This is a genomic window from Bradyrhizobium macuxiense, assembly GCF_001542415.1.
In the GTDB taxonomy this organism is placed as follows: domain Bacteria; phylum Pseudomonadota; class Alphaproteobacteria; order Rhizobiales; family Xanthobacteraceae; genus Bradyrhizobium; species Bradyrhizobium macuxiense.
This window is the reverse complement of sequence record NZ_LNCU01000011.1, coordinates 110,439-123,484: the sequence shown is the minus strand read 5'-3', so window position 1 is coordinate 123,484 and position 13,046 is coordinate 110,439. Positions and strand designations below refer to the sequence as shown.

17 protein-coding genes are annotated in these 13,046 nt (G+C 57.0%); 4 read left to right on the top strand and 13 right to left on the bottom strand.

Annotated elements, in window-relative coordinates:
- Nucleotides 1-8: 8 nt before the first annotated feature.
- Nucleotides 9-449, bottom strand: coding sequence for a DUF6788 family protein (locus AS156_RS02705; protein WP_136625947.1), 441 nt, complete (start codon nt 447-449; stop codon nt 9-11).
- Nucleotides 450-500: 51 nt separating this feature from the next.
- On the opposite strand from AS156_RS02705, the gene AS156_RS02700 reads away from it, so the two are divergent.
- On the top strand, nt 501-782 hold the full coding sequence (locus AS156_RS02700) for a pyocin activator PrtN family protein (protein WP_201455983.1): 282 nt from the start codon (nt 501-503) through the stop codon (nt 780-782).
- A 68-nt stretch (nt 783-850) separates the two neighbouring features.
- Nucleotides 851-1,345, top strand: a complete 495-nt coding sequence (locus AS156_RS02695; RefSeq protein ID WP_245312517.1) for a hypothetical protein — start codon at nt 851-853, stop codon at nt 1,343-1,345.
- 316 nt (nt 1,346-1,661) lie between these two features.
- On the opposite strand, the gene AS156_RS02690 is transcribed toward AS156_RS02695, so the two are convergent.
- Both AS156_RS02690 and AS156_RS41705 read right to left on the bottom strand, forming a co-directional pair.
- Nucleotides 1,662-2,096: a hypothetical protein gene (locus AS156_RS02690; protein ID WP_201455982.1), complete on the bottom strand. Its 435-nt coding sequence runs from the start codon at nt 2,094-2,096 to the stop codon at nt 1,662-1,664.
- 219 nt (nt 2,097-2,315) lie between these two features.
- A complete protein-coding gene (locus AS156_RS41705) occupies nt 2,316-2,561 on the bottom strand; it encodes a hypothetical protein (protein ID WP_136625972.1) in 246 nt (81 codons plus the stop codon).
- 823 nt (nt 2,562-3,384) lie between these two features.
- Here AS156_RS41705 and AS156_RS02680 point away from each other — a divergent pair.
- Entirely contained in the window at nt 3,385-3,972 is a 588-nt protein-coding gene (locus AS156_RS02680) for a hypothetical protein (protein ID WP_066499615.1), read from the top strand.
- On the opposite strand, the gene AS156_RS02675 is transcribed toward AS156_RS02680, so the two are convergent.
- Nucleotides 3,969-5,924 carry a hypothetical protein gene (locus AS156_RS02675; RefSeq protein ID WP_136625971.1) on the bottom strand — a complete coding sequence of 652 codons (1,956 nt, stop codon included), beginning with the start codon at nt 5,922-5,924 and terminating at the stop codon, nt 3,969-3,971. The two genes, AS156_RS02680 and AS156_RS02675, sit on opposite strands and share 4 nt — an antisense overlap.
- A 236-nt stretch (nt 5,925-6,160) precedes the next feature.
- Between AS156_RS02675 and AS156_RS02670 the strand changes: the two genes are divergently transcribed.
- The gene (locus tag AS156_RS02670; protein ID WP_066499610.1) at nt 6,161-6,361 is read left to right on the top strand and encodes a hypothetical protein; all 201 of its coding nucleotides are present in this window, start codon (nt 6,161-6,163) and stop codon (nt 6,359-6,361) included.
- Between the two features lie 144 nt (nt 6,362-6,505).
- On the opposite strand, the gene AS156_RS02665 is transcribed toward AS156_RS02670, so the two are convergent.
- The 9 genes from AS156_RS02665 to AS156_RS42665 all read right to left on the bottom strand — a co-directional run bounded on the left by AS156_RS02665 (nt 6,506) and on the right by AS156_RS42665 (nt 12,942).
- The gene (locus tag AS156_RS02665; protein ID WP_066499607.1) at nt 6,506-6,889 is read right to left on the bottom strand and encodes a hypothetical protein; all 384 of its coding nucleotides are present in this window, start codon (nt 6,887-6,889) and stop codon (nt 6,506-6,508) included.
- 95 nt (nt 6,890-6,984) lie between these two features.
- A complete protein-coding gene (locus AS156_RS02660; RefSeq protein ID WP_066499605.1) occupies nt 6,985-7,242 on the bottom strand; it encodes a hypothetical protein in 258 nt (85 codons plus the stop codon).
- An 11-nt stretch (nt 7,243-7,253) separates the two neighbouring features.
- Nucleotides 7,254-8,030, bottom strand: coding sequence for a hypothetical protein (locus AS156_RS02655; RefSeq protein WP_136625970.1), 777 nt, complete (start codon nt 8,028-8,030; stop codon nt 7,254-7,256).
- Nucleotides 8,031-8,046: 16 nt separating this feature from the next.
- Nucleotides 8,047-8,520 (bottom strand): hypothetical protein, encoded by a 474-nt coding sequence (locus AS156_RS02650; protein ID WP_066499601.1) that lies wholly within the window; start codon nt 8,518-8,520, stop codon nt 8,047-8,049.
- A gap of 430 nt (nt 8,521-8,950) precedes the next feature.
- Nucleotides 8,951-9,733 (bottom strand): hypothetical protein, encoded by a 783-nt coding sequence (locus AS156_RS02640; protein WP_082747288.1) that lies wholly within the window; start codon nt 9,731-9,733, stop codon nt 8,951-8,953.
- A gap of 332 nt (nt 9,734-10,065) precedes the next feature.
- Entirely contained in the window at nt 10,066-11,049 is a 984-nt protein-coding gene (locus AS156_RS02635) for a bifunctional DNA primase/polymerase (RefSeq protein ID WP_066499595.1), read from the bottom strand.
- A 103-nt stretch (nt 11,050-11,152) separates the two neighbouring features.
- On the bottom strand, nt 11,153-12,610 hold the full coding sequence (locus AS156_RS02630; protein ID WP_245312516.1) for a phage/plasmid primase, P4 family: 1,458 nt from the start codon (nt 12,608-12,610) through the stop codon (nt 11,153-11,155).
- On the bottom strand, nt 12,594-12,809 hold the full coding sequence (locus tag AS156_RS41700) for a hypothetical protein (protein ID WP_136625969.1): 216 nt from the start codon (nt 12,807-12,809) through the stop codon (nt 12,594-12,596). Before AS156_RS41700 ends, AS156_RS02630 begins: the two co-directional genes overlap by 17 nt.
- Complete coding sequence (locus AS156_RS42665) at nt 12,772-12,942, bottom strand: hypothetical protein (RefSeq protein ID WP_160331042.1); 171 nt, start codon at nt 12,940-12,942, stop codon at nt 12,772-12,774. The genes AS156_RS41700 and AS156_RS42665 overlap by 38 nt, the downstream gene beginning before the upstream one ends.
- Between the last annotated feature and the right edge of the window lie 104 nt (nt 12,943-13,046).

Sequence of the window (13,046 nt, the reverse complement as noted above, 5' to 3'; positions counted from 1 at the left end):
GCCGCATCTCAATCACGCCGCTTCCTCCCGGGGTGGGGCACGGCGGGGTCGGGACGCAGCAAATCGTGATTGAGCTCGCAAATCTGCTCGATCGTCTCCTTCAGTTTCTGGTAGTTGTCCAGCCAACGACGAACCTCGGCCACCCGCTCCCGCCGTACGCTGATCTGTTGCGTCTGTCCGCGCCCATAACTGACCGTCAGCACGTACACCTGATGGCCCTCGCCGCGCGCGCATTTCGGACAGCCGCTCTTGTGACGCACGACTCGCTCCAACAGCGTCCCACGCAAAAGCTCGCCGGTGATCGGCAGCGTTCCAACCAGTTTCTTGCGCTTTTGAAGCGTGCGTTCACGAATCATCCCAATCAATGAATCAGGGGCGCGCACGGGCGTCAAACTCAAATCCGTCCAGGCTTGCAGAAAATCACAACTGCGCCGATTCTGCCCCAACACTCGGGCTCACGAATTTTGCGCCGGAAAGTAGCTAGTTACGGGAGGCCCGCGATGTCGAAAGACCACACCACACTGAACACCGCATTCCTGCTAATGGCTCAATACAACGGCAAGGCCGTAATCCCGCTCGCTGACGTGCAGCGGGATTACTTCAGTCACCTGGACGTCGTCCACATGCTTCGCAAAATTAACGACGGTGATATCCGCTTGCCTGTTGTTCGCATCGAGGACAATCAGAAGTCAGCCAAGGGAATCCATCTGCAAGATCTGGCCGACTACCTGGATGAGCGCCGCGCGGCGGCTAAGAAAGAGCTAAAGCAGGTCTGGGGATGATACCGCATAAAGGCTAGTTGCCTCGCCCGCCACCCGCGATCTATGGTAGCGGGGACTGGGGGATTTCAATGAAGAACATATTTGCGCTTTGCGCCGCGCTTTTGCTTGCCTGCTGCCAGACAGCCGAACCACCGTCAACCGCTAGTGGCAAGCCAGAGGTTACAATCCGGGCTTCGGTGTCCAAAATCAAAGCCCTGCTGATTACCCACGCCATGAACAACGGATTGAGCATCACTAAGGATACCGAGTATCTGCTCCAATTCGACAAGCCGACGACGAATGTTGGCGCAACGCTGTTGCTCGGATCGCGCTATGCTGGCACGCCAAACGAGCGCTACGTCATCACGTTCGCCCCTCTCGGTGAAGAAACTCGCGTCATAGCTTCTGCGATGTTCGTCACCAACCCTGGCTCAGGCTTCGAACAACTTACGCCAGTGAACGCTGGCCCGGGCATCGATCAGACTCAACGGGACTTGCAGCAGATTAAAGCGATGGCAGAAACGCCAGATACGTCGGTCGCTGCAGCGAAGCCAGGCGCCAAGCCCCGCGCTGTCACACGGTAAAGAAATTTGACGTTCGAGGGGATGATGGTAGTTAAATGAACCCAGCCAACAATAGCCTACCCTACTGGCCCGCCGCCCTACGGCTAAACCAGGCCGCCGCCTACTGCAGCCTGTCGGTCGATACGTTTAAGGACGTGTGCCCAGTCAGGCCGATCCAGTTTACATCATCCGCATGGGGCAATCGCTATTTGCGGGCCAGTCTCGACTCCTGGCTGGCGAGCCTCGATCCGAACGAGCAAAGCGCGCCCCCACGTCGTAAAATCGGTGACATGATAGGGCGATCCTCACGCTAAAACCAGCCTCGCCTTCGCATCCCTTACTGCTGCGCCAAGGCCTGACAGCCCCTCACTGCCTGCGCAAAATCAACCTTCGGATAAGCCGTCAACGTGCTGACTGGCGAAGCGTTCAGCACCTCAACGCCTAGCCTCTCCAGCAATGGCGCCTGAGCGTCCAGCACCTTCCGCCAAATGGTAACGCACAAGATGCCCTTGTTGGGTAAGCCGTGCTTATGGCCGCCATGCCAGTTGATGCCGCGATCTATCCGGCAATCATATCCGACCAGCACGATGCGTCGCGCGCCGAATTGAATCGCCAGGTTCAGGGCGTGGAAGCCGCCATTGCAGCCCCAGCCGATCGTGCCGTCAGGTTCAACAAGAATCTCGTTACAGTACTTGTTGATGCGAGCAAGCTTCAGGCAGAGCGCAGGATCCGTCTTCTGGCCGGATATTTTCAGGCCATTAAACGAAGGCACGCCACTCCACACGTCCCACCATTGCTTGTCGTGAGCATATAGCGCGTCAGCCCACGGAGCCAGGCGCCAACTATCGTTGATGGCTATGAACCTCGCTTTGCCACGCGCCTTCTCCAGCGGAACGCTTGCGGCGCTTGGCCCAGATGCCACTATGACGGGCAGTCTCACCTCGCCAATCAGGAAACCAGTCTGGCCTCTCGCCCTGCATGGAAACGCCCATTAGGCGAACGAACTTTCAATTGTTTGAATCGTGCCGATTGCGCGAGGCGTCAGCCAAATCACATGATCGGCTGCTTCTTCTGGATCATCAAACACAGCGAGGTGATGCTTCGCTTGTCCGGGCATCATTGCGCGGACGATGTAGAAGGTGGGTTGATCGGGCTTTTGTTCTGCAACAGCCTGGTTAAGGTCGCTCTGGAACTGATCCAGGCGCGCGCCGAGCTGGACTATAAGATCGTTGGACAAAATATCACTCCAATTATTGATTAAGCGCCGCTATTTCGGTGGGAATTCACTGCTGGGCCGTCTCTGCGGTCGCGGCATTGGCAGATTTGCCTGAGGAAAAGGCGACAAATCTGCTAGACCGGAGACCGAGCCAAGTTCACTCTCTGCGCTCTCGACATACGCATCTCGTTTCAGATGAGCATTACTCGGCAACAGAGACGCTTTTTAGAGCGACAGCAACTAAAAGCGGTGCGTCGTGAGCGACGGGTCGTGGGACCACCTGATACAAATCCGAAGTCATTTTTGACAAAAACACGTGCTGCGGTTGCACTTGTGGCATCTATGGCTACGATTATAACGTCCTCCTATCTCTACTGGCCTTCTATGGACGTGATCGCCGAGCCATGGGAAGCAATTACGGATGCGAGCAATGCCCACTTTGAATTCAAGAACGTGGGCCGAACCAAGATAAAGAATGTTAGCTTTGAGTGCCTGATTAACACAGTTAGCACGCGAAACTTTCATTCTTCCGGAGGTTCATCCAATAGGCCGCTTACTGGTTTTAAGAGCCAGAGGATTGGAGATTTAGCGGTCGAGCAGTTTGTATCGAGAGATTGCCTTGGGGGGCTCCCGGCCAGGATTGGTGGTCCCCCGCTTAACATCCGGATCGACGCGAGTTTTGAGTGGCCCATAACGGGTTATCGGCGACAGATAGCGCGATACTTTGTAAGCGAGACGGACGGGCATCGTGTATGGATGACACCCGAACCGTTGCCAGCAACTGCCCACTAACGAGCAAGTCGTCAAGCTGCGGCGCGCAGCTAACTGGACTGGGGAAATCGGAATGCTATCCGAAAGACAGTTTCTATTTTTGCGCGAGGCCGCCCTTCAACTGCAGTATGCGTTAGATGCTTTCGAGGAATTTGCGCGACTAAAGCAATCAAGCGCGCGCCCTGACACGCTGTTCAAGGCGTTGGATGACTTTCTCGATCATGCTGCACGGGTCGAAGCGGTGTTCTGGCCAACCAAGAAGTACTTCGCCAGGGGGCAGGAACTTCGAGAACTACTGTCCGTCAAGGACGACAATTATCTTCACAATCACGAGCTAAGAAACCGCCTTCAGCATTTCGATGAGTATCTGGACGACTGGATCGACAAGCCGCAGACCGAGGCTCACATCGGTGACTTGTTGGTCGACTCCGTCGTCAAAGTTAATGGCAAACGAATTTACGGTTTAAGGGAATTCGATAGTGCTACGACTACTTACATATTCAACGGCAAGGAATTCCTAATCGGACGTATGGCTGAGGCAGCTCGCAGCCTCATGAACGATCTGCAAAAGCTGCCGCCACATCCTTTGGGGACGGTCCTACCCCACCGTGAACGTCCTCTGCTAGCGGACGGTCACGGTGCTGGAAGCATAGATATTTAATTTATCGTCACAACGCCCGAATTGCTGTACCAATCTCCGGTGCTCAATCCGACTGACGACGTTGGCACCCCCTGAATGGAAAAGTGCGAGCCCTTGCCGCCTGCAGCAATGTAGTTGGGAGCGATCATGACTTCGACCGCACTGGATAGATTGGAAAACAGCGCAGTCGCACCGCCTCGCAAGCTATTGCCCCCCACAAAACCCTTGCTCGCGTTTGTTCCCGCTCCAGTCGTTCCGTCAAAGTTCAGTAGCGCCGTCATGAACTGCGCGTCGTTGCCGATGACGCTGAAGCCTTGGACCCCCGTGAGTTGCCCACCGATTGAGAAACCGTAGTTGCCACCAAGCGACGGATCAGCACCGCCCACCCTGTTGCCGATGATGTTGAGCCCATTACCGGCGTAGAAGCTACCCCAGACCTGTCCCGCAGCCGTGACGTCGTAGAACCCGCAGTCGATGATATTCACGGCGATGAACGGCACGACGGTACTTGTGTTCCAGAACCGGCCACTTCCATCCGCCGTCGATGCTTGCACATTGCAGCCTATGAACGATATTTTTTCCCCAGAACCAAGAACCGGGAACGCCGTACCACTCGGCGTGAAATTGCAATCCTTGAAATTGTGAACATTGGAAAAGATCAGCCCGCCGCTGCGCGCGACATTCTGAAACGCTATTGCTGTGCCATCTCCACCGAAAAGACACTTCTGAAACTCGGTCGTCAACGCACCGTACAAATTGATGGCTGCAGCGCTGCCATTATAGATCACGACGCACTTGCCCATGCTCATGGTTTGCGAGAATGACGTCAGCGTCGATTGGCCATTGTCGAGCAAATAGCCATCGTGGGCCGGATTGGTGCTAGCAAGCTTGATGTTCTCAAACGTGATACCGATTGTGTCGCGCGCATCAATAACCCGGGCGACACCCGCGCCCGCGGCTGTATGAATTGTCGTCGCCTGGTCAGCACCAGCACCCCAACCACCCTTACCTACAAATCGAATTAGCGCGCGGCCGAGCAAATTGAGCGAGGAAATAAGGATATCACCGCTTACAAGTACCGTGCCACCCTTTAGCGGAACAGCATCGACCGTCGCCTGCAACGCAATTGTCTGATCGCTGCCATCGCCAAGCACTCCGAACCAAGCCGAGTCAATTACCGGACCCGACAGATCCAACTGCCACCAATTGCCGGCTCCCTCCTGAAACGCCATCGGCCCACCAGATGCGCCGGGGACATAAGTCGCATATGATAGCGGATATCCCGCAGCATACCGCGTCACCTTGATGGCTTGCACCCCAACCGGAATCGTTGCGCCGGCGGCCTGCGCTCGTGTGTCGTATTGGTGGACCTGATTTCCAAGCGCAGCCTCGGAACCAGCAGCAGCAGAGGCGCTAGCGGCAGCAGCATCCCTAGCAGCTGTAGCGTCCGCAACAACGCCGGCCGTATCAACCGGCAGCGAAATCAGCGCCTGATAGTGGTCCACGCTCCAGAACAGAAGCGAACCGACGTTGGCAACGAATGTGTTAGCCGCTGGCGTCGAGTTAAGTGCATTCTTGATCGGCGTCGCCGCAGCACCATTGATGACAATAGTCATCGCCGCGCCAGTATTGTTCGCTGTGGGCGTCAAAAGATAGAGCTTCCGGCCCGGTACCTGCGGAGTCTCGGGCGCAGTAGCAACAATCGCGTCACCAGTCCCGCCCGCAACCGTCAGCGGAATAAGGGTGCCAGGCAGATCGCCAATGCGCGTCCATGAACCAGACCCAGAGCCGCCGACCTTCTGATAGAGGCCATTATTTGCTGGCGTGGGGTCATTATAGACAATAGCAAGCGAATTGGCGGCGCGGGCCAAGTCTGATGCGAGTTGCGCCAACGAAGCGTAGCCTAGACCGGGGCCGCCGCCGCCGCTGACCGCCTCCATAAGGTCCGTCCAAGCGCGAATTTCACGCTTCACAGGTTGATGCGCTCCGCTCGCGGGAACGCCGTCAGTGTCGTAGTCGCGCCAAACCTGTCGTCCGGTGAGTTGAATTGTCATAGATGGATTGGTCCTACTAATGTAGATGTTCGTGTTAAACCTCAGGCCGACGCCTGATCGTGCTGTTGAACGTTGTGCGGTGGTTGCGTGTTGTCTTGTTGCGCGGCGCGCGTGATGTGCTACACCCCCGCTCCTGTCGAATAAGGAGCTGCCGAGTGGCCAAGAAGACGACGAAGAAAGCCGCAAAGCCGCGCGCGCCGCGTCGTGAGTGGACCAAGGCTGATGTCAAGGAGCTGAAAGCGCACTCCAAAGCGCGGACTCCAGTCGCCAAGATATCGAAGCTCACGAAGCGCTCGATTGGCTCGCTGCGCCAGAAGGCGTTGCATCTAGGAATTGGGCTCGGGCATCAGCGGTAGTCGAGACGCCCTACCCCCATATTTTGAATTGCAGATGTGCGTATTTTGGTTGGCCGCCGGTCTTTCAAAAATCGTTCTTTTGAAGATCCGGCACGCCCCCGGGGTGATGGGCGCCGACGTTCCCGCAAGCGCCCATCAAGTCCATCACGCAACGGGTCGGATCTTAGCGTCACCGAGCACGGCGACAGCACCTGCCGCAATCGACGTGCCACTGTTTAGCGTCAACACCGTGCGAATGTAGCGATTGCCGCCGAGATAGCCTTGTTTGTACGTGGTCGACGCCGCGAGAGCGGCCGGCAGCGTGCCAACCAACAATGACGCGGCAACGTCGGTGAAGTTCGTGCCGTCTGAGCTATCCTGCAGCTTCGCGGTGAAGTTGGCAGCACCGACAATAGCGCCGGTGGTGATCACGATAGCGGCAGATTCAAAACCATTCGTGTCGACGGCAGTACCGTTCACGGTCGCGGTCTGTACTGCCGGAGCAAGCGTCTGAACGACGCCAATGTTCTGCGAAATATCTCGAAGCATAATACTATTCCTTTTCAACTATGATTGGTGGCGGACACTGCTGTTCCCTCCAGTGTCCGCCGGTCGCGCTGCTGAAGGACCGTCAGAGCGCGACGTTAGGTGTTCATCTCGCGCCAGACGCAGCGCTTGTCGCGCGGCTTGCTGGCCTTTACTTCCGCTTCTGCACGCCGCAGGCGCGCGCTTCTGCTCATCGGCTTGGCAGGCTTTGGTGCCGACTTCGGGGTGTACTTTGCTACAGTAGGTTTCGCCTTCTTGGTTGCCCGCTTCGCTTTCGCTTTAGCAACGTTCGCCTCAACCTTGACCAACAGCGCTTTCGTATCCGCCGCGATTTGACGACCTGTCTTCATCTTCATTGAAATTCCCATTAACGCACCAACAACTGAATGTTCGCTGGAACTGTCCAACGCGGTGACTTTCCGGCGCCCACGTGCCTGTGCTCAATTGCGCTTTCGATTAGCGTATTGAGCGGACATGTCGGGTCCGCGATATAAGCAAGCGAACCCATGTTGATTGGCCGGTAATGCAGCCACTCCACACCATCTTCGCGCTGTTGATTGATAAAGGTGTGGTGCCTCGAAATTTCGTCACCGAACGCGCGAGCCCTGTCGACGATGGATTCAACCAGCGCCTGATATTCTTCCCGACGCTGCGCTACGACCAGTTCGGAATATTCTCGCCTCGCTTTCGTTAGCTCCGGCGCCAGCAGCTTCAGTGCTTCAGCGATCGACTCCAACTCCTGGCCAATGGCCCGATATCGCGGCTCTTCGGCCCATGCCGGCGGCAACGGCGGCGGATTGAGTTCCTCGATCGGCTGCGGGCTCAGCAATTCTCCAACCAGTTCGACCGCGCCTTCATGCCTGAGCTTCGGTTTGGGTTTCGGCTTCGGCAGCTGCGCCACCCAGCCAAGAGTTGCACGCCTCGCGCGCTCAGCCAGTGATACCCGCTCTGGAGTCATGCTGACTCGTTCGCCGTCTTCCGACCGGCCAAAGTGGAAAATCTGCGGCGTACCGTTGTTAAGCTCACGCTGCAGTTCGTCCTGCCGATCAAGCAACTCGCGCTGCTTCGTAAGTAGCGCGGCGTATTTGGGATGAACGGCGGCGATGCGATCGATTAGGGACGGTTCAGATTTGGTTTTAGCCAATTGTAACTCCAGTGGTTTAGCGCCCTGCCCAGGCGTCATTTTGAAAGTCTGAAACGATGTTGCGCAGTGCTTCGCCGCTGATGGCGGTGACGCGCGTGGTGTGGTTGTCGGCGCGCTGTCCGAACTCCATTTGCGCAGATCCAGTGATCACAGCGCAGGCGGGTGGCTCCAACTGGAAGACAATGCTGAGTAAGCCGTCCAAGCACACGCGACCGGAGATCGCGCCTTCCAGCCAATCAACAAATTGCAGGCCGTCACCCTCTAATGCGGCAAAACTGCGCACCGTGGTCGGCACTTTTCCAAGACCATCGTCGGCGACGGCGCAGATCAGAAGCCTGGCAAATTCGAGGTTGGTAAGGTGCGGCCTGTCACTGCCGGTGGCTACTGGCAATAGGCCGGCTTCCGATGCACGCTGCGAGAGAGCGGCGACGCGATTCACATTCAAGCCAAGTCGACGCGCAACGACCTGGCACGCGCGACGCTTGCGCATGGTTTTGCAATCCTAGTTATCAGAGATGAAATGAAGAGCGCCAAGGTTTGACGCCGCTGTCGAAAAAGGACGCCGGCCGAGACCGGCGCCTAAGTTGTCACGTCGGGAGGGGAGGAACGCCCCCACGGGTGATAAAGCGGAATGAGTGGCAGATTAGGGACCGAGGTCTCGTAAACGAAACCGCAACCCTTCATCGCCAGCTAATGATGGTCGCGACAATTGGAGAAAAGCGGATGATGCAGTCTAGAGTGGATATATTGAGAAGAACGGCCTTGGTTCTCGCCAATGCGCTCAATTGCGTCGAAGTTGGCTCATTGGAATATTTCGACCTGGTTCGGCTGCTGGAGAAGACCGCGACCGAGCTTCGTCGACTAGGTGAATGATAACGAACGAGGCCGCCTCAATTGGCGGCCTCGTTCGCTTCGCACCCTCACGCCACCGCCAGATCCGCAGCGTCCCGCTTTGCGTATTCGGCCATGAGCTTGGCTATGGCACCGTCAACCAGCCGTACGGCCATGCGCTCGCCGGTCTTGGCCGACAAGCCAAGCTCTTCGCCGATCTCTTCGCTGGTCTGCGTTCCAAGCGCTAGCTCGAGCACGCGGCAGACCTCCCTGCCGAGGCGCCTTTTCATGGCTGCATGATCCAGGCGACAGGCTGCCTCGTGGTCGGCGTCGGGCAACTCATCGGGCATGGTGTGGCCGGCGTCCATGGCGAGACGGAATGTGTCGCTGTCCTGCGCAGGTCCGCGCGGTGTGCTGAACGTCTCGACCAAGCTGCGATACCGGCCGCGGACCTTGACGGCCACGATGCGCTTCTTGTCGTCATAGAGGATCCGATCAGCTTTCTCTGGCCGGCCAGCCTTCCGGTCCTCTTCATCGGCCACCGCCGCCGCGTAGATGTCGTCACCATCCGGCATCTCCTCGTCCATCCGGCCATCAACGCGGCTGATCTCGGTGCGGCCAGTGTCGTCTACTGGCAGGTTGTCATTAGCGGCGTGAAAGCCGCCACCGATCTCGATACCCTCATCGCCGGCATATCGCTCCAGCGCCTGAATCTCACGCCAGGCATCAGCGCGCTTCAGGCGGCCTAGCGTTGGCCAGTATTGGTTGCGAAACCGAACCTCGCGGGTGTCGTCTTGCTGAGTGCGCTGCTGGGCCAGGATGGCCCTGTGTTGCTCTGGTGTACGCGGCTGGTTGTCGTTGTGGTGATGCATGGATTGTCTCTCATAACGTGACGTGCAGGCCATTATCGGCTCTTGTTTCGTCGGCATCTGCGTGCCGATCGAATAATCAAACCAATCAAAAAAGTTTATGCGTGCCTTAGCGGCTGGTCTTCTGCGATCGATAAGCTGCGGACTTCGAGATACCCCGGCCGTTTTAAAATTCCGCGACTTCGGCTCGGACAGTTAGCTACCTTAATTTCCTGCCCAAACTCCCGAATTTTAAACCTTCAAAAATAACCTCAAAACTCGCGGGATTTAGCGCGCGATTGCACGACCGGCATGTACGCGGCTAGGTTGTACACTTTGCGGGTACCCGTACCCGGCTACCGGCAATGTCGGTCATTCCCCGGTGTGGGTCGCCGGTGCTTCGCCAACAGCTTGCTGAAGTCCATGTGTGGTGCGGCAATGCCGAGTTTATTCTCTAACCAGCCAACCGCTTCGACGGGCGATAGCCCAAGGCATGCTGACGCGAGGTCTATGGGCGACATGCCGACACCAGCGCTGTGGTCGAAGATGCCCTGCGGTTGCACCGACAGCGCACGGTTACGCTGCTTCGCATATGTGCTGCGTGTCGGTCGAAAGTTGGCGACGCTGTGGTAACCGCTGGCGTACGGACGCATATCCTCAAGACCGATATCCATAACCCATGCATTCAGATTGCTGAGCGCTTGGCTGTTGACTGCCGACCAGGGATGATCGCCGGCCGCAGACCTGGGTTGGTTGTCACGCACCCTAGCCCGCTTGATGATGGTGCCGTGCGCTGCGAAGTGGGCTTCCGCACACTCTAGCAGAGCGTCCACGGTTCCCGGTGTAATTTCCGGCAGATCAGCGAGTGGCGTTTCGGCAGGACTGCCGTTGTGCCATTCGTACGGCTTGCCGGTGTCCGGATGAGTGCCGAACGCCACGAACATGTTGCCGACACCAAGAACCTCGACTTGGCACTTCACACCGCTAATCAGATAGGCGCCCGTCGACGTCTTTCCGCGCGGCTCGGTGGTGCGGAATGCATAGAGCCGCTTCGGTGCCTTGCCGATGCGAAACGGTGCTGCACTGGCGCCAGGAACCATGCCGCGAATGGCCTCAGCGGTTGCTTGGTCTGGTGTGTCGACGTCCAGACCCACCAATTCGCCGCAAATCAAGCCCGTCGAAGGGTAATCGGCATATTGCCGCGAATAGACTGGCACCACATTCGCCGCCAATTGCAATTCCTGCCAACGGTAGCCAGCAGGTGTCTTACCCTTCACGGCAACGGGTCGATAGCCGTGCGCAATCAAGCCCCGGCGAAGGTGGTTTATAGGTTCAAGCATTTTGGAATCCTGGTGACGCAATGACGCGTGGTGACGCGTTTTCCGTATGATCTCTCACACGCGCGCGTATATGGGCCAAAAAAGGAAAATCCGTCATTACGCGTCATGCGTCATTGCTTGCAGCGGGCCGCGAAACCTGCACACCGATGTACATTGCTCCGTGTTGTGTGCGCTTCCTCTCGAAACCTCGTTTCACAAGCTCTTGCCCGAAGGATTTTGCCGTTCCGGCATGTTCGCCTGCCGCCTCTGCATATTTCGCCCACGACTCGAATAGATCGGCGGCGAATTCGGAAACACTCCTATTTCGGATATCAACCCGGCAACAATCAGAGAGCCATTGCCCAAAGACGTCCTGCTCAGCGAAGTAAGCCTCGGTCGCCTCCGCAATAGATTTCGGGCGCACCAGACCTTCGCGCTGCCAATCCAGATATCCATTGATCGCCCAGCGCAGGATGCCGGGTGCTTCGCTAATAAGCTTCTTATCTAGCTCAAGATCCTTCTTCGCGGGCGTGTGCGTGAACGGCACGATCATGAATCGACGTCTATTCGCCTCGTCAACGCTATGCAGCGATGGTTGGTGATTGCCGATAATCGTCAGCTTAAACTGCGGCATGTAGGTGAAGAAGTTTTCCCGCATGAAGCGCGCGGTAATCGGGTCGCCACCGGTCAGCGACTTGATGCGACTTTCCGCCCAAGCGCGACCCTGCTCAGTCTCGGATGCAGTCACCAGGCGTGCGCCGCGAAGCATGGCAAGATCGGTCGGGTGGCGGTCCCACTTGCTGGCAGTGAACGTTTCCATGCTGGCAACAACCGCATAGTCGTTCATGATGTGCTTGACAGTGTTGACGTACATTCCCTTGCCGTTCCCGCCAGGGCCGTATGCAAAAACCAATTTTTGCTCTCGCGTATCGCCGGAAAGGCAATAACCGGTCCACTGTTTCAGGAATCGGATCTTCTCCTTATCGTCGTTCATGGCTTCAGCTAGAAACTGCAGCCATCGCCGACAATCTTCTGCGTCAGATGGCGAGACAGATGTGATTTTCGTAATGCCGTCTGCTGGATCGGCCTCGCGCAGCTTTCCAGTGCGCAAGTCAACGGTGCCATCTGGCGTGCCGAGCAGGAAAGGGTCACGATCCCAGTCCTCGAACGTGCGTGCCAATATCGGCTCGCCTTGCGCAAATCCCTCAACGCCGCGCGCAAAAGAGCGCTTTCTGATTGAAGCAAGCGTTCTTGGGCTGTTAGTACCCTTCGACATCTCGCGCGCCATAAGTCGCGCGTAGTGCAGTGCGATCTCTTTTTCGTCGCGCTTCCAGTATTGCCCGGTCCATTCGTGCCATGCACCAGCAGTATGACAATAGCGAAGCTGGTCGCGATAGACGTTCGCAAACACCTTGGCCACACCGTCCTCGGTTGGTGATACTCCCGCGCCGATCTCGCGCTGATTGTCGTTGGCGGCGAAATCGTGGAGGATAACGTTATCGGTCGGTTTAGCTGTAGTGCTGTGCATCGTGCATGCGCCCTTCATGGCAATAAAGTTTGTTGGATCAGATTGCGCTGGCATATCGGCATTCGCCCAAAATCATAGTTGCGATAGTCTTGACCATTTCGCGATCGAACGCAGCGCCGCGTGCGAAGGCTCGATACGAACCGTCGTGAGCGCGGGTAATGCGAACGCCGAACATCTTGACGCCCGGCATGATTTCGACGTCTGCCAACGCGAGATCAGCGCCGAGTGGCGCGTGTGTTGCGATTATCTTCATCGAAGTATGCGTCTCCCATCTGAAACATCCTGGTCAGCTCGCGGTCGATCTGGATCGGGTCGTAATACAAATTGTGAGAACCTGGGATCTTGATCGGCGTGGTGTCGCGGTGGAAGTTAAGCTGCTGCGTCATTCCTTTCCTCCAAGTGTTTGTCGACTGATTACGATCGGCACTCACTCAAGCCCCGAAACTTGGCACCTACCAATATGTGGTTGATCGCCGCGCGAAACGTAAAG